We start from the raw sequence: 18,403 nt of genomic DNA on the forward strand, positions 1-18,403 counted from the left end.
CGCATAAAGTGACTCAGGTCACAGTCGGGCGAGCGGGGGGCGGTGCGTCATGAGTCGAGCACGAGACGGACTCGGAGCCCTCACCGTCGCACTGCTCGCCGCTCTCATGCTCACGGTGGTGTCCGTTGTCCACTCGCCGACGACCGCCGGTGCCACGCCGTATTCGGTCTACCTCGATGTCCCGGCCGACAACGCCGACGGCGAGATGGCGGGCGGCGTCTCCACCGGGATGACCACCGACGTGGCAGAACTCCGGGCCGCGCTCGACGTCGTGAGGGCGGCCCGTGTCGCTCCGGAGAGGTACTCGACCCTGGCGCGCCAGTACTGGTTGGCGGTGGGGGCGGAGAACGCCGACATCGACCTGGAGCTGTGGGAACCCGCCCGGGGGTTGGCGGCTAACCTCGACACGGTCGACAAGGTGTACGTCAACTACCTGCGCCTGTACAACTCCCACGACGGGTACTGGTGGGCCGGGATGGCCGGGCTCGCGGGGATGTCGTTCGCCGCCGGGTTCTGGGACCTCGACGACGTCGGCGGGGTGCTCACCGTTCCCGGGGTGCACGAGGCGGGGCTCGGGGTCGGGGGAGCGATGGCCGGGCTGCCGTGGGAGGTGGCCCGCGAGATGCCGCGCGACGTCCGGCTGCTGGCCACGGTCGGCCCCACACTGCGGCAACCCGACGTGGACTGGTACCTGCACCGACTCCTCGTCATGCAGCGGCACATATTCACGGACATGATCCCGGTGCACGAGGCCTACGCCGCGGGGGGCCTGCCCGCGGTCGAGGAACTCGCCGCGGGAGGTGCGTACGACGACTATGCGCTGGAATCCTGGCGGATGCTCGACGAGGGATCCCCCGACGGCCTGTCCGAGGCGCTGCTGCGGATGGCGTCCCGGGAGCAGAACCAGATCATCGCCGACCAGTGGGATGCCACCGCCTCCGGTCGCGGCGACGTCGGCCGGTTGCTCACCTACATCACCACCGTCGGCGGGGCGCCCGACATCCCGGGCGCCCGCACGCTGGGGCGGTTCCGACCACTCTCGGTCCGCGCGGAGGTGGGCGGTCAGCCGGTGGTCGCCCACACGCCGCTACCTGCCTTCAACTGGGCCGACCGCGAACCACGGTGGGAGTACATCGAACAGGACCTGGTGCCGGCGTACCGCTCGCTCGTCCGCGACCGCCCCGACGAGGCGCCGCGGTATCTCGACGTGGGTTTCCGTCCCCGTGCCGAGCAGAACCGGATCCTGGTGCGTCTGCCGGAGTTCGCCGGTCAGATGACCACGGGGTGGGCGGTCGTCCCGGGGCGGTAGGGGAGGACGATCACAACTCCCGGCAGGGCGACCGGCTCGCCTGCTCGGAACCGCCCCTCGCCCTCGTGCCCGACACGATGCTGACATCGTGTCGCGAAGATCACCGGGCCGGTGCCGCCCGGATGTGCGCCCGCTCGCCCTGCCGACCCACCAGGCTGAGGAACTCCACCGGGCCGGCGCTCGTGGCGCCGAACCAGTGCGGGGTGCGGGTGTCGAACTCGGCCGCCTCGCCCGGCGTGAGGACGAGATCGTGCTCGCCGAGGACCAGTCGGAGCCTGCCGTCCAGGACGAACACCCAGTCGTAGCCCTCGTGGACGTGGAGGTGGGGCTCGTCGTCGTCACTGCCGGTGGGGAGCACGAACTTGAACGCCTGGATCCCGCCCGGTCGGCGCGACAACGGGATCACGGTCGCGCCGTGGTCGGTGGCGATCGGCTGCAGCGTCACCCGCGGGTCACCGGTCGGCGGGGCGTCGACGAGCTGATCCAGGGTGACGCCGTGCGCCCGCGCCAGCGGCAGCAGTAGTTCGAGGGTGGGTCGGCGCTGCCCGGACTCGAGTCGGGACAGCGTGCTGGTGGAGATCCCGGTGGACTCCGCCAGGGCGGTCAGTGTGAGGTCGCGGCGTTGCCGGAGGGCCCTCAGCCGCGAACCCACGGCGTCGAGGGTGCGGGCGGTCGGATCGGTCATGCGCCGAGTTTGCCAGACTGGCAAGGTTAGTTGCGACATCCGGGTGAAGGGACCATCGTCGAGGGGGACGAGGCCCGGAACCGGTGGCCCGGAGAGCGGAGGTCGACAGATGGACTCGGACGATCGGGAACTGCGGGATGTGGTGGTGGTCGGTGGCGGGGCGGCCGGCCTGAGCGCCGCGCTGACGTCGGCCCGCGCCCGCCGTCGGGTGACGGTGGTGGACGCCGGCGAGCCGCGCAACGCTCCCGCCGAGGGGGTCCACGGGCTGCTCGCCCTGGACGGCGTGAGCCCGTCGGACCTGCTCGCGCGAGGCCGCGCGGAGGTCAGACGGTACGACGGCGAGGTCCTCGACGGCGAGGTCGTGGACACACGCACGGCCGGGCACGGCTTCGACGTCATCCTGCGCGACGGTTCGGTACTGCCCACCCGCACGCTGCTCATCGCGACCGGGGTGAGCGATGAACTCCCCGACATCCCCGGGGTCTCCGAGCAGTGGGGGCGCGGCGTCCTGCACTGCCCGTATTGCCACGGTTGGGAGGTGCGCGACCAGCGGATCGGCATCCTGGGGATCCACCCGATGTCCGCGCACCAGGCCATGCTGTTCCACCAGTGGAGCCGGGACATCACGTTCTTCAGCGGCGGTCGCCCGATCGACGAGCAGGATCGGGTCGCCCTGGCCGCCCTGGGCATCCCGATCGAGGAGCGGGGGATCTCGGGCGTGGTGGCCGACGGTGGGCGGGTGGTCGGCGTGGAGGTCGACGACGACGAAGTGATCGATCTGGACGCCGTGGTGGTGGCCACCCGGTTGACGGTCGGGGTCGAGCCGTACGCGGCCATCGGTCTGGAGGCGGTCGATCACCCGGTCGGCACGGTCATCCCGACCGACGAGATGGGCGCCACCCCGGTGCCGGGGGTGTGGGCCGCGGGCAACTGCGCCGATCTCATGGCGCAGGTCGGAGCCGCCGCCGCCCAGGGGGCCCGCGCCGCGCAGCAGATCAACGCCTCGCTGATCATGGCCGACCTCGAGAAGGCGATCGAGGTGCGCGATGGCACACGAGTTTGACCGCGCCTACTGGGACGACATCTGGGCGGGTGCCGGCGGCAGCGTCGGAGACGACGACGGTGACCGCCCGGCCGCGATGGCCGCGAACCCCCCGAACCCATACCTGATCCGGGAGGCCTCCCGCCTCGTCCCCGGGACCGCGCTCGAGGCGGGCTGCGGCGCCGGGACCGAAGCGCTCTGGCTGGCCTCGCAGGGCTGGCAGGTCACCGGGGCGGACATCGCCGCGGAGGCGTTGACGATCGCCGCCCGGCGCTCGGCGGAGCTCGGGCTGTCCGGCCGGGTGTCGTGGGTGGAGGCGGACCTCTCGGCTTGGGAGCCTCCGGCGCGGTACGACCTGGTCACCACCCATTACGCCCACCCGGCGATTCCGCAGCTGGACTTCTACGAGCGGCTCGCCGGCTGGGTCGCCCCTCGCGGCACGCTGCTCATCGTCGGGCACCTGCAGCACGTCGGGCACGGGCACGCGCACGGGCAGCACGTAGTGCACGGGCAGCACGCAGGGCACGACCGAAGCCCCCAGCCGCCGGTCGAGGCCAGCGCCACCGCGCAGGGCATCACCGATCGGCTCGAGGCCGACCGGTGGGAGATCGTCACCGCCGAGGAGGCCTCGCGCGAGATGCCGGGCCACGGCGGCGCGCCCGTGACGGTCCACGACGTCGTCGTCACAGCCACCAGGAGGCCCTGAGGCGGTGGGTCGCGGCGTGTGGCCGACCCGCGCGACGGTGGCGAAGGTAGTTCTTATACATGGCCCGTGTCATCCCCGCTCACCCCGTCTACGGACATCCCACCGAGGAGAAGGTGGTCGACCTCCTCCGCGACCAGCTCTCCGACGACAGCCTGATCGTCGTGGGTCAGCGGGTGTCCACATACGAGAAGGAACACGAGGTCGACATCCTCGTGGCGATGCCCGGCGCGGGGATCGTGGCGATCGAGGTCAAGGCCGGGCAGATCGCGATCGAGGACGGCCGGTGGGTTCAGGGCAGCGGCACCAAGAAGGTCACCATCGACCCGGTCGCCCAGTGCCGCGACGCCCTCTACGCGTTGCGCGGGTACGTCAGTGAGGATCCGCGGTGGCCGGATCAGCTCCAGCGCTGGACCCACATGCTGGTGTTCCCGAACGCCTCGATCCCCGCGGACTTCGCGATGCCGGAGATCCCGCGCGGCCGGATCGTGGACCGCGATCAGCTCGACGACCTCGCGATGATCGCCTTCCGGTTGGCCCGTGACTCGGGCCCGGCTGACCGTCCGTTCCTGTCCGCGGACACCGTCGACCGTCTGTCCGAGATCCTCGGAGGTCGGGGGCTACCCCAGCGCGACGTGGTGGCCCGCGCGGCCGAGAACGCCGACATCGCCGACGCGCTCACCCGTGAACAGTCGGTGCTCCTGCGGGCGGTCGACGCCCTGCCGCGGGTGGAGATCCGGGGCGGCGCCGGTAGCGGTAAGACCTATCTGGCCCTGGAACAGGCACGACGGTTGTCAAGGGACGGGCAGCGGGTCGCACTGATCTGCTACTCGCACGGGCTGGCCAGCTACCTCAAGCGGGTCACCAGCGGATGGAAGCGCCGGGAGAGGCCCGCGTACGTCGGTGAGTTCCACGCCCTGGGCGTCGACTGGGGCGCGCCGGTGGGGCCGGATGAGCGAATTCGGTCCACCGAGACGGTGCGGTGGTGGGAGGAGGATCTGCCCCGGTTGATGTCCGACCTCGCGGACGAACTGCCCGACGGCAAGCGATTCGACGCCGTGATCGTCGACGAGGCCCAGGACTTCGCCGACAGTTGGTGGCAGCCGGTCGTCGGAGCGCTGCGTGACAGGGAGAACGGTCGGCTCATGATCGTCGGCGACGCGGGCCAGAGTGTGTTCGAGCGTGCCGGCCGTCCGCCCGTGGACCTCGTGCCGCTCGTGCTGGACCACAACCTGCGCAATACGCGGCAGATCGCCAGCGCGTTCATGCCGCTGGTGGGTCAGCGCATGGAGTTGCGCGGCGGCACAGGTCCCGCCGTCCGGTACGTGGAGGTGCCGGAGGGCGCCGATCCCGTCGCGGTGGGTGACGACGAGGCGATGCGGCTGCTCGACGAGGGGTGGGAGCCCCGCGATGTGGCGCTGTTGACCATCGGCTCGCGTCACCCCATGCAGGTCGAGCTCCAGGAGGACGGCAACGACGCCTACTGGGAGACGTTCTGGGACGGCGAGGACATCTTCTACGGTCACGTCCTCGGCTTCAAGGGTCTCGAACGACGTGCCGTGGTCCTGGTGTGCAACAGCTACGCGGGCATCGACCGCCTCCGCGAGCGCATCTACGTGGGACTGTCACGGGCGACGGACGTACTCGTGGTGGTGGGGGAGATCGACACCTGAGCTCTCGCGGACGACACCGGCCGCCCCGGCCTCGAGGGGAGGCCGGGGCGGCCGGGGCGCGACGGAGTGGTGGATCAGCTCCCGAGGTCGGTCTCGCCCTCGACGAGCTCGGCTTGCTCGGCCCTCTGGTTGCCGTGCGAGACGGCGATCTTGCGCGGCTGGGCCTCTTCGGCCACCGGGATCACCAGGCGCAGGACGCCGTCGGTGTAGTCGGCCTCGATCTTGTCGGTCGCCAGGCCCTTGCCCATGGCGAGCTGCCGGGCGAAGGTCCCCGACTGCCGCTCGTGCATGAGCCACTGCGCGTCACCCTCGGCAGGCGCCCGCCGCTCGGCGCGGACAGTGAGGGTGCGGTCCTCCACGTCGATGTCGATGGTGGAGGGGTCGACCCCTGGCATATCGATGAGCCCGACGAAGCGATCGCCCTCCTTGTAGAGGTCCATCGGCAGGGAAGTCGAGGCGGTGGCGCTGCGGAGCCCCTCGCCCAGGAGGCGATCGAGCTCACGGAACGGATCGAAACGGGTGCTGGTGGCCATGATGGTCTCCTTCTGGGCTGATCGGTGTGCGCCCGGTATCTCCGGGGTCGCACACGGTTCAACCCTCGAGCGGAGTTGAGTATTCCCGACTCAGGTCGACATTTTTCGGTTGAGTCCGCTCCGCTCAGCCCGGAGGCCGACGTGGTTCACGGGAAGGCCGGCTTCGGTGGAACCGGAGGGGTACCTCGCGCCGTCACCCCGAGTAGGAGAGGCTCGGGCGCCCACCGAGAACGGGCGTCCACAGTGTGCGGACATCGGGGCGGGTGCCTCGGCTATGGCCTGGTGGAGAGCCCTCGCGTTCGAAGGTCAGACGATGCGGGGGTCCGATTCCCCTGAGGTGTTCGTCCTCCTGACCTTCAGCGTGATGTTCTTCGTCGCGGCCGATCTGACGGGGGCAATTCTTCTCTGGCATCTGAAGTGGAGTGAACGAACCATCATGAGGACTCGTGCCGCGGTGGCGGGACTGATCATCGTGTACGGCGCGACGTCCACCACGACGCTCGCCCTCATCGCGGCGTCCGAGTGGGCGCTGGGTGCGATCCTGCCGGGGGCGTTCACCGCCTACGTTCTGCATTTCACTGTTCGCGGGCACCGCGTCCGCCGGGACCGGCGGGACAGTCCCCACCCCGTGGAGTCGTGAAACGTTGTCGCACGGCTGGTCGTTCTTCGCCGTGGCTCTCCCTTACTCCCGGACGAGGTTCCCGGGGAAAGCGCTCGTCCCGGCGGGTTTCGACGCTGACGAAGCCCGGGATCGGCGACTCCACGCCGGACCCGCCCCAGGGCGCGGGTGCGCGCGCCGGATCCCCGGGATCCACCCGCGCAGGTGGCCCGGATCGCGGTGCTCGCGGCCGCTACTAGACTGGTGAAAGGTCGTCGCGTGCGGCGTCCGCAGTACCGCGTTCTCCGGAACGCGGTGCTCGCGGGCCCGTTCGTGCCGTCCCGGCACCCCACTGAAAGGCCACACTATGCTCTCCCGCATCGACCTGCGCGGTCGCTCACTCGGCACGGCCGAGTTGCGGCGCACACTCCCGCGCGGCGCCGCCGACGTCGACTCGGTCGTCGACACCGTCCGCCCGGTGGTCGAGGCGATCCGCGAGCACGGGGCCCCGGCCGCACTCGAGTACGGCGAGAAGTTCGATTCGGTCCGTCCGGCGTCGGTGCGGGTCCCGGCCGAGGTCATCGCCCGGGCGGTCGACGAGTTGGACCCTGACGTCCGAGCCGCGCTGTCCGAGGCGATCCGTCGTGCCCGCATCGTCCACTCAGCGCAGCGCCGCGGTGACACCGTCACCGAGGTCGCCCCCGGGGGGTTCGTCACCGAGCGGTGGGTACCGGTCGAACGCGTGGGCCTCTACGTTCCCGGCGGCAAAGCCGTTTACCCCTCCAGCGTCATCATGAACGTCGTACCGGCGCAGGTCGCCGGGGTCGGGTCGCTGGCAGTGGCCTCTCCGCCCCAGGCGGATTCCGGTGGCTGGCCGCACCCGACCATTCTCGCCGCGTGCTCACTGCTCGGGGTCGAGGAGGTCTGGGCGGTGGGCGGCGCCCAGGCCGTGGCGTTGCTCGCGTACGGCGGTCAGGACACGGATGACTCCGTTCTCGAGCCCGTCGACATGGTCACCGGGCCCGGCAACGTGTACGTCACCGCCGCCAAGCGCCTGTGCCGCAGCGTCGTGGGCATCGACTCCGAGGCGGGCCCCACCGAGATCGCCATCCTCGCGGATGACACCGCCGACCCGGTCCACGTCGCGTACGACCTCATCAGCCAGGCGGAGCACGACCCGAACGCCGCGAGCGTCCTGGTCACCCACTCCGAGACGTTGGCGGACGCCGTGGACCGCGAGATCGAGTCGCGCTACGAGGTGACCCTCAACTCGGACCGGGTGCGCGAGGCGCTCGAGGGTCCGCAGTCGGGCATCGTCCTGGTGGACGATATCGAGGCCGGTCTGCGGGTGGTCGACGCCTACGCAGCCGAGCACCTCGAGGTCCAGACCCGCAATTCCGCAGCCGACGCCGCCTGCGTGCGCAATGCCGGCGCGATCTTCGTGGGCGCCTACTCGCCCGTCCCGCTCGGGGACTACGCGGCGGGGTCCAACCACGTCCTGCCCACGTCCGGTACGGCGCGACACTCGTCGGGGTTGAGCGTGCAGACCTTCCTCCGGGGGATCCATGTCGTCGACTACGACCAGGCCGCCCTCAAGGAGATCGCGCCGACCGTGGTCGCACTCGCGGACGCTGAGCGGCTGCCCGCGCACGGTGAGGCCGTACGGGCCCGATTCGAGGACCTCGGCGCGGGAGAGGGCGGACGATGACCGATTCCCCACGTCCCGGAGTCGGGCTCGGCGCCCTCCCGCTGCGGGAGAATCTCCGCGGACAGAGCGCCTACGGGGCCCCGCAGCTCGAGGTTCCCGTACAGCTCAACACCAACGAGAACCCACACCCGCCCAGCGCGGAACTGGTCGCCGACATCGCCGGCGCCGTCGCCGCAGCCGCCGAAGACCTCAACCGCTATCCCGACCGCGACGCCGTCGCACTGCGCACCGACCTGGCCTCGTACCTGACCCGCCAGACCGGCGTCGATCTGGACGTGGAAATGGTCTGGGCCGCCAACGGTTCCAACGAGATCCTGCAGCAGCTGCTGCAGGCGTTCGGCGGGCCCGGGCGCAGCGCCATGGGCTTCGTCCCCAGTTACTCGATGCACCCGATCCTCGCGGCCGGAACCGATACCGAGTGGATCCCGGTGGATCGCGGGTCCGACCTGTCCATCGATATCGCCGCTGCGGTGGCGGCGATCGAGGAGCACCGGCCGGACGTGGTGTTCGTCACCACGCCCAACAACCCCACGGGGCACGTGGTCGACCTCGACGACCTGCGACGCCTGCTCGACATGGCCCCCGGCATCGTGGTGGTGGACGAGGCGTACGCGGAGTTCTCGCCGTCCCCGAGCGCCTGCACCCTGCTCGCCGACTATCCGACCAAGCTCGTCGTGTCGCGGACCATGAGCAAGGCGTTCGCCTTCGCGGGTGGCAGGCTCGGCTACTTCGCGGCCGACCCGTCCTTCGTCGAGGCCGTACTGCTCGTACGGTTGCCCTACCACCTGTCGATGATCGCGCAGGCCGCTGCCCGTGCGGCGCTTCGTCACGCCGACGAGACGTTGGCCTCCGTCGCGCTGCTCGCCGGGGAACGCAAGCGCGTCACCGCCGGGCTGGAGGAGCAGGGCTTCGAGGTGCTTCCCAGCGAGGCCAACTTCGTGCTCTACGGGCCGTTCGTGGACGCGACGCGCGCGTGGCGGCGTTATCTGGACGCCGGCGTGCTGATCCGCGACGTGGGCATCCCGGGTCGACTTCGTGCGACCATCGGGCTCGAGCACGAGAATGATCGGCTGCTGCGGGTGAGCGCCGAACTGGCGGCCGAGGAGATCGAGACCCGAACCGAGGAGAAGCGATGAGTGAACAGACCGCGCGGCGGGGTCGCGTCGAGAGGACGACCAGGGAGTCGTCGATCGTCGTGGAGATCGACCTCGACGGGACGGGCCGGTCCGACATCTCGACCGGGGTGCCGTTCTTCGACCACATGCTGACGGCCTTCGGGCAGCACGGCGCCTTCGACCTCACCGTGCGCGCGACGGGCGACAGCGAGATCGAAGCGCACCACACGGTGGAGGACACCGCGATCGTCCTGGGACAGGCACTCGCGCAGGCCCTCGGCGACAAGCGCGGCATCCGCCGCTTCGGTCAGTGTTCCCTGCCCATGGACGAGACGCTCGCCGAGGCGATCGTCGACGTCTCCGGACGGCCCTACTTCGTCCACACCGGTGAGCCCGAGATGATGGTCGGCTACGTCGTGATCGGTCACGACAGCGCGCCCTACGGCACGGTGCTCAACCGGCACGTGTTCGAGACCCTCGCCTACAACGCCCGGATCGCGTTGCACGTCCGCGTGCACTACGGCCGCGATCCGCACCACATCACCGAAGCCGAGTACAAAGCGGTCGCGCGCGCTCTGCGCGCAGCCGTCGAGCCGGACCCGCGGATCACCGGCATCCCCTCGACCAAGGGCGCGCTGTGATGCCGGCGTGACCCCGCGCGTCCACACCCCGGGGGCGTTCTCGAAGCTGGCGCGTACCCCCGGGGTCCCGGCCGCGTTCGTCCTGGTCCTGCTCGCCTTCGGCGGGTTCTCCCTGCTGCTGCCCGTGGTGCCGCTCGCCGTGGTCCGTGGTGGCGGGAGTGAGTTCGTCGCGGGCGCCACCACCGGTGTGTTCATGACCGTGACCGTCCTGTTCCAGCTCGCCACCCCGAGAGTCACGGCCGCGATCGGTTATCGCTGGGTACTGGGTATCGGCAGCGCGCTGCTCGGTCTCCCCTCGGGTCTGCTCGCACTGTTCGACGGCCCGTTCGCGGTATTGGCGATCAGTGGAGTGCGAGGCGCAGGATTCGGCATGATGACCGTCGCCGGCTCGGCTCTGGTGGCAGAACTCGCGCCCCCCGGCATGCTCGGTCGGGCGACGTCGCTGATCGGACTCGCCGTCGGCATCTCCGAAGCCATCTTCCTGCCGGTCGGCCTGTGGCTGCTCGACCTCTTCGGCCTGCCCACGGTGGCCTGGGCGGCCACCGGGTTCGGCGTCGTGGGACTGGTCGCCGCCGCTCGACTGCCTCACGTGTTCCCGAGCCCCCCGGGGGAGTCGGACCAGTCGGCGCTCGGCCCGAGGCAGGTCGTTCTCCTCCTGGCCGGGCCGTTCCTGGTCATGGTGGCGGTGACCCTGCCCTACGGAGCAGCGGCATCGTTCCTGTCACCCGCGTTGGATTCCATCGTCTCCGGAAGCGGCGCGGTCGTCGCCGGCGTGGGACTCGGACTATTGGGCGCCGGTGTCATCGTCGGCCGCACCGTCGCCGGGCTCATCTCGGACCGACGTGGACCCGGGGCACTGGTCTGGCCGGGTCTCGGGGTGGCGGCACTCGGAATGCTCGGCATCGCCGGGTTGTTGACGATTGAGGTGAGCCCCTGGTGGTTCCTCGTCCCGACCGTCATCTTCGGTCTCGGGTTCGGAGCCGTCCAGAACGAAGCCCTGGTCGCGTCGTTCGAACGGATGCCGCGCTCGCGCCTGGGGACGGCGTCCGCGTCGTGGAACATCTCCTTCGACGCCGGTACCGGTCTCGGATCCGTCGTCATGGGCGGGTTCGCCGGCTTCGGCTACGTCGTGCTGTTCACCGTGGCGGCCGGAGTCGTCCTCGCGGTGGGCGGCCCGGCGGCGGTGGGCGCCCGACGCACCAGGCCCACGCGCGATCTGACCCTGACCGACACCGGCGATAAGGTGAACCAATGACGACTTCCGCCACACGGGTAGCACTCCTGGACTACGGCTCGGGAAACCTGCGGTCCGCGCACCGTGCGCTCGAGCGGGTCGGCGCCGAGGTCGAGCTCACCTCGGATCCCCGCGTCGCCACCGAGGCGGAGGCGCTGGTCGTGCCGGGGGTCGGCGCGTTCGCCGCCTGCATGAAGGGCCTCGAAGCGGTCAAGGGCCCCCGGATCATCGGTGAGCGTCTCGCCGGCAGCCGGCCCGTCCTGGGTATCTGCGTCGGCATGCAGGTCATGTTCGAGCGAGGCACCGAGTTCTCGGACGGGGAGCACGAGGACTCGCCGGGCGTCCCCGGGTGTGGTGAGTGGCCCGGTGTGGTGGAGAAGCTGCACGCGCCTGTGCTGCCGCACATGGGTTGGAACACCGTCGAGGTGCCCTCGAACAGCGTCCTGTTCGCCGGCATGCCCGCCGACGAGCGGTTCTACTTCGTCCACTCCTACGGCGTCCAGCACTGGGAGATGGAGCCGTCGGATCATCTGCGCGCCCCGGACGTCACCTGGGCCGAGCACGGCACCAGGTTCATCGCGGCTGTGGAGAACGGGCCGCTGTCGGCCACTCAGTTCCACCCCGAGAAATCGGGCGACGCGGGACTGCAGCTCCTCGAGAACTGGATCCGTTCTGTCCGATAGGGGTGAAGGGGACCGGGCCCCGGTGTCCTTCGCCGTGCTCGCGCTGGGCGTGGCCGGGGCGGGAGTCCTCGGCCTCGCGCTGACCGCGATCGCGGTGGCCGTGCTCCCCGTGCCGCCGGTCGGCAAGGCCGTCGTCGCACTGGTCGGGCTGATCCTCGCGGTCGCGGCGATGGGTCTGGTGTCCAACCGCATCACCGATCGCGCGATCCGCGCCGAGTACGGCGAGGAGCCCGGCGGGCAGGCGGAGCGCCCCGGTGACGACGGACTAGGCTGATGGCCGTGACCAACGCCAATTATCTCGAACTCCTGCCCGCCGTCGACGTCGCAGACGGTCAGGCCGTCCGTCTCGTACAGGGGGAGGCCGGGACCGAGACCTCGTACGGGGCGCCGCTCGACGCGGCGCTGCAGTGGCAGCGTGACGGTGCGGAATGGGTTCACCTCGTGGACCTCGATGCCGCGTTCGGCCGGGGCTCGAATCGCGATCTCCTCGCCGAGGTCGTGGGGGCGCTCGACGTCAAGGTCGAGATGTCCGGTGGCATCCGCGATGACGATTCGCTCGAGGCCGCCCTGGCCACCGGCTGTGCGCGCGTGAACCTCGGTACGGCCGCGTTGGAGAACCCGGAGTGGTGTGCCTCGGCCATCGCCCGGCACGGCGATCGGATCGCGGTGGGACTCGACGTGCGAGTGGTCGACGGCGAGCCCAGGCTGCGTGGTCGCGGATGGGTCTCCGACGGCGGCAACCTCTGGGAGGTTCTCGAGCGTCTGGACACGGACGGCTGCGCCCGGTACATCGTCACCGACGTGTCCAAGGACGGCATGCTGAACGGGCCCAACCTCGAGATGCTCTCGCAGGTGTGCGCGGCCACCGATGCCCCTGTCGTGGCGTCGGGCGGTGTCTCCTCGGTCGCGGACCTCGAGGCCATCGCCACGCTGGTTCCGCAGGGTGTGGAGGGCGCGATCGTCGGCAAGGCGCTCTACGCGGGCCGGTTCACCCTTCCCGAGGCGCTCGCCGCCGTCAGCCGACGCTGACCACGCGGCCTCGTGACCGCCAGGTAGCTTCCCGACCCCGCATGACCTCGAGCAGGAGGCCCGAGATGGACGATCAGACCGGAAATGCCCTGCCGACGGACCTCCCCGTCGACCCGGCCGAGGCGCTCGCACTGGCGACGCGCGTGCTCGACGAGGTGACTCCTCGCTTCGTCGAGGGGGTCGGCGCGAAGGGCATCCAGAACAAGGGATCGCGCAACGACTTCGCGACCGAACTGGACCTCGAGTTGGAACGCCGTATCTCGGAGGCCCTGAGGGAGGGGACAGGGCTCGAGGTGCACGGTGAGGAGTACGGCGGTCCGCCCGTCAACGAGGGCACCCTCTGGGTGGTGGACCCCGTCGACGGCACGGCCAACTACTCGTTGGGCATCCCGACCGCCGGCATCCTGGTCTCGTTGGTCCACGAGCGTCAGCCGGTGCTGGGGCTGACCTGGTTGCCGCTGCTGGGGATGACGTTCACCTCGATCGCGGGGGGACCGCTCAAGGAGAACGGCGCGGAGGTCTCGCAGATCTCCGACGTCTCCATCCGCGACGTCGCACTGGGGCTGGGTTCCCTCAACACCGGTGCCCGCACGACCTACCCTCCGGCGTATCGCCGCGAGGTCTTCGAGCAGCTCACGCTCGACGCGGCCCGGACCCGCAAGTTCGGCTCCACCGGGGTGGACCTGTCTTTCGTCGCGTCGGGGCGACTGTCGGCGGCGGTCAGCTTCGGCAACTTCGCGTGGGACAACGCGGCCGGCGCCTCCCATGTCCGCGCAGCGGGTGGTGTGGTCACCGACCTCACGGGGGAGCCCTGGTCCACCGACTCCCAGTCCATCCTCGCCGCGGGCCCGCGAGCCCACGCGGAGGTCCTCGACACGATCCGTCAACTCGGCGAGCCGAGCAACTTCTTCGAGGCCGGGCGACGGCGCGCCACTCCGGAACCCGAGAGCCCCCGTCCGTGGCTACAGAGCGGGCGGTGACCGGATCATGACACTCGCCACCAGGGTCATCCCGTGCCTCGACGTGGACGCCGGGCGCGTGGTCAAGGGCGTCAACTTCCTCGACCTCCGCGACGCGGGTGATCCCGTGGAGTTGGCCGCCGCCTATGACGAGCAGGGCGCCGACGAGCTGACCTTCCTCGACGTGACCGCGTCGTCGTCGGGTCGCGGGACCATGATCGACGTGGTCAAGCGCACCGCCGAGCAGATCTTCATCCCCCTCACCGTGGGAGGAGGCGTGCGTACCGAGGAGGACGTCAACCAGTTGCTGCGGGCCGGCGCGGACAAGGTGAGCGTCAACACCGCCGCCATCGCCCGCCCCGAGCTGCTCGGCGAGCTCAGTCGACGATTCGGCTCGCAGTGCATCGTCCTGTCCGTGGACGCGCGGACCGTACCCGAGGGGTCCGAGCAGACCCCGTCGGGATGGGAGGTCACCACGCACGGTGGTCGCCGCGGTACCGGCATCGACGCCGTCGAGTGGGCGCGGCGCGGGCAGGAGCTCGGCGTGGGCGAGATCCTGCTCAACTCGATGGACGCCGACGGCACCAAGGCGGGTTTCGACCTGGCGATGGTGAAGGCGGTCCGCGAGGCGGTGTCGATACCCGTCATCGCCTCGGGCGGTGCCGGTGCGGTCGAGCACTTCGCTCCGGCGGTCCACGCCGGGGCCGACGCCGTCCTCGCGGCCAGTGTCTTCCACTTCGGGGCGATGACCATCGGCGACGTGAAGGACGCGCTCGCGGCAGAGGGGATCACGGTCCGATGAGCGCCCACGTCCTGGATCGGTCGATCGCCGAGAGGCTGTCGCGCAACGCCGACGGCCTCGTCGCCGCGGTCGTGCAGGACGCGACGTCGGGCAGGGTGCTCATGATGGCGTGGATGGATGACGCCGCGCTGGCGGAGACGCTGGCGACCCGGCGGGGTGTGTACTACTCCCGCTCGCGTGGGCAACGGTGGGTCAAGGGGGATACCTCCGGCCACGTGCAACACGTGCGTCGCGTGGAGATCGACTGCGACGGAGACACCGTCCTGCTCCATGTCGACCAGACCGGCGCGGCCTGCCACCGGGGCACCACCAGCTGTTTCGACACCGCAACCCTGCTCGGAGAGGACTGAACGGCGTGCCCTTCATCCAGATCAACCAACTCGACGGGATGGCCGCGGCGGACAAGGCCCGCGTCATCGAGGCGGTCACGGCCGCGTACGCCGAGGCCTCGGGCAAGGACCCGGCGAAGGTGTGGGTCCACGTCCACGACATGCCGCACGATTCCTTCGGGATCGCCGGCAAGGCCTTCGGATGAGCACCGAGACGACCACGTTCGAACAGTTCCGCGCGCTCGCCGCGGGCCACCGGGTCGTGCCGGTGGTGCGCACGGTGTTGGCGGATTCCGAGACCCCGTTGTCCGCGTACGTCAAGCTCGCCGGCGACCGACCGGGGACGTTCCTGCTGGAGTCGGCGGAGCACGGGCGCTCGTGGTCGCGGTGGTCGTTCATCGGCTGTGGGGCGGCCGCCGCGTTGACCGTCGACGGCTCGGGCGAGGCGACGTGGTGGGGCAACGTGCCCGCGGGCGCGCCCACCGGCGGTGACCCGCTGGACGCGCTCCGGAGGACACTCGACCTGTTGCGCACCGATCAGATCCCGGGACTTCCCCCGTTGACGTCGGGGATGGTCGGTTACCTCGGGTACGACATCGTGCGCCGGCTCGAGCGGATCCGGCCCGACACCGTCGACGACCTGCAGGTGCCGGAGATGGTCCAGTTGCTGGCCACGGATCTGGCGGCGTTCGATCATCATGAGGGCCGCATCCATCTCATCGCCAACGCGGTCAACTGGGACGGCAGCGACGAGCGGGTCGAGCAGGCCTACGCGGACGCGGTGGCCCGGGTCGACTCGATGACGGCGCGGCTAGCCGACCCGGGGACGGGCGGCGTGAGCGTGTTCGACACTCCCGCCCCCGATGTGCGTCGCTGCACCGACGAGTCGACGTACCACGCGCGGGTCGCCGACATCATCGAGCAGATCTACTCGGGCGAGGCCTTCCAGGTGGTGCTCAGTCAGCGGTTCGAGGTCGACACCGCCGCCTCGCCGCGCGACGTCTACCGGATTCTGCGCACCACCAACCCGAGCCCCTACATGTTCCTCATGACGATCCCGGACGGTAGCGGGGAGGACGGGTTCGGCGATACCGCCTTCACCATCGTGGGATCGAGCCCGGAGGCGTTGGTGACCGTCCAGGACGGGGCGGCGACGACCCATCCGATCGCGGGGACCAGACCGAGGGGCGACGACGAGGAGCACGACGTCCTGCTCGCCAAGGACCTGGTGGATGACGCCAAGGAGAACGCCGAACACCTGATGTTGGTCGATCTCGGTCGCAACGACCTCGGCCGGGTCTGCGTGCCGGGCACGGTGGAGGTGACCGAGTTCCGCCAGGTCGAGCGCTACAGCCATGTGATGCACCTCGTGTCCACGGTGACCGGGCGCCTGGCCGACGGGCAGACGGGCATCGACGCCGTGACCGCCTGTTTCCCGGCCGGCACGCTGTCCGGTTCGCCCAAGCCCCGCGCACTGCAGATCATCGAGGACCTCGAGGACACGCGACGCGGTGTGTACGGGGGCGTGGTCGGCTACGTCGATTTCGCCGGCAACACCGATCAGGCCATCGCGATCCGGTCGGCCGTGATCAAGGACGGCACGGCCTACGTCCAGGCGGGTGCCGGCATCGTCGCCGATTCGGTTGCCGCCTCGGAGGATGCGGAGTGCCGCAACAAGGCGATGGCGGTCCTGCGGGCCGTCGCAGCCGCGGAGACACTGCGCGACGCCGGGGAGGGCCGGTGACCCACCGCGCCCGTCTGCTGGTCCCCGTCGTGCTGTTGGTGGTGGGGGCGGCGCTGCTGTGGGTCGCCTCGCGGATGGTGTGGCTCGACGTGGTGGCCTTCAACGACCAGTCGGGAGAGGGCCGACGGGCCCTGACCGGAGCGGACTGGCAACCCGCCCTCGTCCCGCTCGCACTGGGCGCGCTGGCGGCGATCGCCGCTGTGGCCCTGGTCCGAGGTACTGCCGCGCGAGCGGTGGGCGCCGTCATCGCGCTGCTCGGCGTGGCCGCCGGGGGCCTCATGGCGATGTCGGTGGGGGAGGTCGACGCCGACCGGGTCCACTCGGTGATCACGAGTGACGAGGGCCTGGCCCGGACCGATGCCGGGCCGGGTTCCGAGGGCGCGGAGGCGATCCCGCAGTGGTCGGAGATCACCGAGTTGTCGACCCGGCCCGCGGGACCCGTGATCACCGGCGCGGGCGCCGTCGCCCTGTTGGCGGCGGGGATCGTCGTCCTGGCCAGTCCGGCCCGCCCGGTGCGCCGTGACGACCGGTACGTGACCCCGGCGGCCCGGCGGGAGGGTGCGGCGACCGGACCGGACACGGAGGACGACGCCGGGCGGGATCTGTGGCAGGAGTTGGACGACGGACGGGATCCGACCGGCTGACCGGGTCAGGGTGGTCCCGATTCGGGAACCCCGGCCGGGACCTCTATTGTCGATCTCGATCACACTTTCCGCCCTACGACTGCAGAGGGAGGTCACGGTGGGTACCGTGCTCGACTCGATTCTCGACGGGGTCCGTGAGGACGTCGCGGCCCGTGAGGCCGTCATCGATATGGCGGCCGTGAAGAAGGCGGCCCAGTCGGCGCCGGACCCGCTCGACGCGCTCAAGGCGTTGCGCGATCCCGGGGTGGGCGTCATCGCCGAGGTCAAGCGAGCCAGCCCGTCCAAGGGCGCCCTGGCCGAGATCCCCGACCCCGCCGTCCTGGCCCGGATGTACGAGGAGGGCGGGGCGCGCGTCATCTCCTGCCTCACCGAGGAGCGCCGTTTCAACGGCAGCCTGGCCGATCTCGACGCGGTCCGCCGCGCGGTCGACATCCCGGTTCTGCGGAAGGACTTCGTGGTGGGGCCGTACCAGATCCACGAGGCGCGGGCGCACGGCGCGGATCTGATCCTGCTCATCGTGGCCGCGCTCGAGCAGGACGCCCTGGTGTCGCTCCTCGATCGCACCGAGTCGCTGGGTATGACGGCGTTGGTGGAGGTCCACACCGAGGAGGAGGCCGACCGCGCGCTGGAGGCCGGAGCCACGGTCATCGGTGTCAACGCCCGCAACCTCAAGACACTCGAGGTCGACAGGGACGTGTTCTCCAGGATCGCGCCCGGGCTCCCGTCCGACGTCGTCAAGATCGCCGAGTCCGGGGTCCGGGACGCCTCGGACCTCCTGGCGTACGCCAGCGTCGGGGCGGACGCCGTGCTCGTGGGCGAGGGACTGGTGACGCAGGGCGACCCGCGGGCGGCCTGCAACGCCCTGGCCACGGCCGGTGCCCACCCGTCCTGCCCGCAGGGACCCCGCTAGTCCGGTGCCGCCGGCTTCAGGCAGACTGGGGACGTGAACTCCAAGGATTTTCCGTCACTGCC

The 18,403-nt window shown here is 70.6% G+C and carries 21 protein-coding genes; 19 read left to right on the forward strand and 2 right to left on the reverse strand.

Annotation, left to right across the window (positions count from 1 at the left end):
• Positions 1 to 49: 49 nt before the first annotated feature.
• Complete coding sequence (locus AYO52_RS04765; RefSeq protein WP_067713930.1) at positions 50 to 1,309, forward strand: hypothetical protein; 1,260 nt, start codon at positions 50 to 52, stop codon at positions 1,307 to 1,309.
• Between the two features lie 100 nt (positions 1,310 to 1,409).
• Here the strand turns inward: AYO52_RS04765 and AYO52_RS04770 are convergent, their stop codons facing one another.
• Positions 1,410 to 1,994, reverse strand: coding sequence for a helix-turn-helix domain-containing protein (locus AYO52_RS04770; protein WP_067713933.1), 585 nt, complete (start codon positions 1,992 to 1,994; stop codon positions 1,410 to 1,412).
• A 109-nt stretch (positions 1,995 to 2,103) separates the two neighbouring features.
• Between AYO52_RS04770 and AYO52_RS04775 the strand changes: the two genes are divergently transcribed.
• Genes AYO52_RS04775 through AYO52_RS04785 form a run of 3 tightly spaced genes read left to right on the forward strand, consistent with a single transcriptional unit; the run spans position 2,104 to position 5,412 of the window.
• Positions 2,104 to 3,057 (forward strand): NAD(P)/FAD-dependent oxidoreductase, encoded by a 954-nt coding sequence (locus AYO52_RS04775; RefSeq protein ID WP_067713935.1) that lies wholly within the window; start codon positions 2,104 to 2,106, stop codon positions 3,055 to 3,057.
• Entirely contained in the window at positions 3,041 to 3,742 is a 702-nt protein-coding gene (locus AYO52_RS04780) for a bifunctional 2-polyprenyl-6-hydroxyphenol methylase/3-demethylubiquinol 3-O-methyltransferase UbiG (RefSeq protein ID WP_067713938.1), read from the forward strand. The genes AYO52_RS04775 and AYO52_RS04780 overlap by 17 nt, the downstream gene beginning before the upstream one ends.
• A 59-nt stretch (positions 3,743 to 3,801) precedes the next feature.
• The gene (locus AYO52_RS04785; protein WP_067713940.1) at positions 3,802 to 5,412 is read left to right on the forward strand and encodes an NERD domain-containing protein; all 1,611 of its coding nucleotides are present in this window, start codon (positions 3,802 to 3,804) and stop codon (positions 5,410 to 5,412) included.
• Positions 5,413 to 5,486: 74 nt separating this feature from the next.
• Here the strand turns inward: AYO52_RS04785 and AYO52_RS04790 are convergent, their stop codons facing one another.
• Positions 5,487 to 5,945, reverse strand: coding sequence for an Hsp20/alpha crystallin family protein (locus AYO52_RS04790; protein ID WP_067713942.1), 459 nt, complete (start codon positions 5,943 to 5,945; stop codon positions 5,487 to 5,489).
• Positions 5,946 to 6,258: 313 nt separating this feature from the next.
• Here AYO52_RS04790 and AYO52_RS04795 point away from each other — a divergent pair, with 313 nt between their 5' ends.
• From AYO52_RS04795 to trpC, 15 genes are all read left to right on the forward strand, one after another.
• Positions 6,259 to 6,585, forward strand: a complete 327-nt coding sequence (locus tag AYO52_RS04795) for a hypothetical protein (RefSeq protein WP_156523528.1) — start codon at positions 6,259 to 6,261, stop codon at positions 6,583 to 6,585.
• Between the two features lie 325 nt (positions 6,586 to 6,910).
• Positions 6,911 to 8,251, forward strand: coding sequence for a histidinol dehydrogenase (gene hisD, locus AYO52_RS04800; protein ID WP_067713947.1), 1,341 nt, complete (start codon positions 6,911 to 6,913; stop codon positions 8,249 to 8,251).
• Complete coding sequence (locus AYO52_RS04805) at positions 8,248 to 9,387, forward strand: histidinol-phosphate transaminase (RefSeq protein WP_067713949.1); 1,140 nt, start codon at positions 8,248 to 8,250, stop codon at positions 9,385 to 9,387. Before hisD ends, AYO52_RS04805 begins: the two co-directional genes overlap by 4 nt.
• Positions 9,384 to 10,007, forward strand: coding sequence for an imidazoleglycerol-phosphate dehydratase HisB (gene hisB / locus AYO52_RS04810; RefSeq protein ID WP_067713951.1), 624 nt, complete (start codon positions 9,384 to 9,386; stop codon positions 10,005 to 10,007). Before AYO52_RS04805 ends, hisB begins: the two co-directional genes overlap by 4 nt.
• Before the next feature lie 7 nt (positions 10,008 to 10,014).
• Complete coding sequence (locus AYO52_RS04815) at positions 10,015 to 11,262, forward strand: MFS transporter (RefSeq protein ID WP_067713962.1); 1,248 nt, start codon at positions 10,015 to 10,017, stop codon at positions 11,260 to 11,262.
• Positions 11,259 to 11,924 carry an imidazole glycerol phosphate synthase subunit HisH gene (gene hisH, locus AYO52_RS04820; RefSeq protein ID WP_067713964.1) on the forward strand — a complete coding sequence of 222 codons (666 nt, stop codon included), beginning with the start codon at positions 11,259 to 11,261 and terminating at the stop codon, positions 11,922 to 11,924. Before AYO52_RS04815 ends, hisH begins: the two co-directional genes overlap by 4 nt.
• A 22-nt stretch (positions 11,925 to 11,946) precedes the next feature.
• Complete coding sequence (locus tag AYO52_RS04825) at positions 11,947 to 12,198, forward strand: hypothetical protein (RefSeq protein WP_067713966.1); 252 nt, start codon at positions 11,947 to 11,949, stop codon at positions 12,196 to 12,198.
• Positions 12,198 to 12,953: a bifunctional 1-(5-phosphoribosyl)-5-((5-phosphoribosylamino)methylideneamino)imidazole-4-carboxamide isomerase/phosphoribosylanthranilate isomerase PriA gene (priA, locus tag AYO52_RS04830; protein WP_067713969.1), complete on the forward strand. Its 756-nt coding sequence runs from the start codon at positions 12,198 to 12,200 to the stop codon at positions 12,951 to 12,953. Before AYO52_RS04825 ends, priA begins: the two co-directional genes overlap by 1 nt.
• 65 nt (positions 12,954 to 13,018) lie before the next feature.
• On the forward strand, positions 13,019 to 13,933 hold the full coding sequence (locus AYO52_RS04835; protein ID WP_067713971.1) for an inositol monophosphatase family protein: 915 nt from the start codon (positions 13,019 to 13,021) through the stop codon (positions 13,931 to 13,933).
• Positions 13,934 to 13,940: 7 nt separating this feature from the next.
• Positions 13,941 to 14,714 carry an imidazole glycerol phosphate synthase subunit HisF gene (gene hisF, locus AYO52_RS04840; protein WP_067713974.1) on the forward strand — a complete coding sequence of 258 codons (774 nt, stop codon included), beginning with the start codon at positions 13,941 to 13,943 and terminating at the stop codon, positions 14,712 to 14,714.
• Positions 14,711 to 15,064 carry a phosphoribosyl-AMP cyclohydrolase gene (hisI, locus tag AYO52_RS04845; RefSeq protein ID WP_067713976.1) on the forward strand — a complete coding sequence of 118 codons (354 nt, stop codon included), beginning with the start codon at positions 14,711 to 14,713 and terminating at the stop codon, positions 15,062 to 15,064. The genes hisF and hisI overlap by 4 nt, the downstream gene beginning before the upstream one ends.
• 5 nt (positions 15,065 to 15,069) lie before the next feature.
• Complete coding sequence (locus AYO52_RS04850) at positions 15,070 to 15,249, forward strand: tautomerase family protein (protein ID WP_067713978.1); 180 nt, start codon at positions 15,070 to 15,072, stop codon at positions 15,247 to 15,249.
• Complete coding sequence (locus AYO52_RS04855; protein WP_067713982.1) at positions 15,246 to 16,787, forward strand: anthranilate synthase component I; 1,542 nt, start codon at positions 15,246 to 15,248, stop codon at positions 16,785 to 16,787. The genes AYO52_RS04850 and AYO52_RS04855 overlap by 4 nt, the downstream gene beginning before the upstream one ends.
• Positions 16,784 to 17,431, forward strand: a complete 648-nt coding sequence (locus tag AYO52_RS04860; RefSeq protein WP_067713985.1) for a TIGR02234 family membrane protein — start codon at positions 16,784 to 16,786, stop codon at positions 17,429 to 17,431. The genes AYO52_RS04855 and AYO52_RS04860 overlap by 4 nt, the downstream gene beginning before the upstream one ends.
• Positions 17,432 to 17,528: 97 nt before the next feature.
• The gene (trpC, locus tag AYO52_RS04865; protein WP_067714103.1) at positions 17,529 to 18,341 is read left to right on the forward strand and encodes an indole-3-glycerol phosphate synthase TrpC; all 813 of its coding nucleotides are present in this window, start codon (positions 17,529 to 17,531) and stop codon (positions 18,339 to 18,341) included.
• Positions 18,342 to 18,403 lie beyond the last annotated feature (62 nt).

It is taken from the genome of Dietzia sp. 111N12-1 (assembly GCF_001658045.1).
Lineage (GTDB): Bacteria > Actinomycetota > Actinomycetes > Mycobacteriales > Mycobacteriaceae > Dietzia > Dietzia kunjamensis.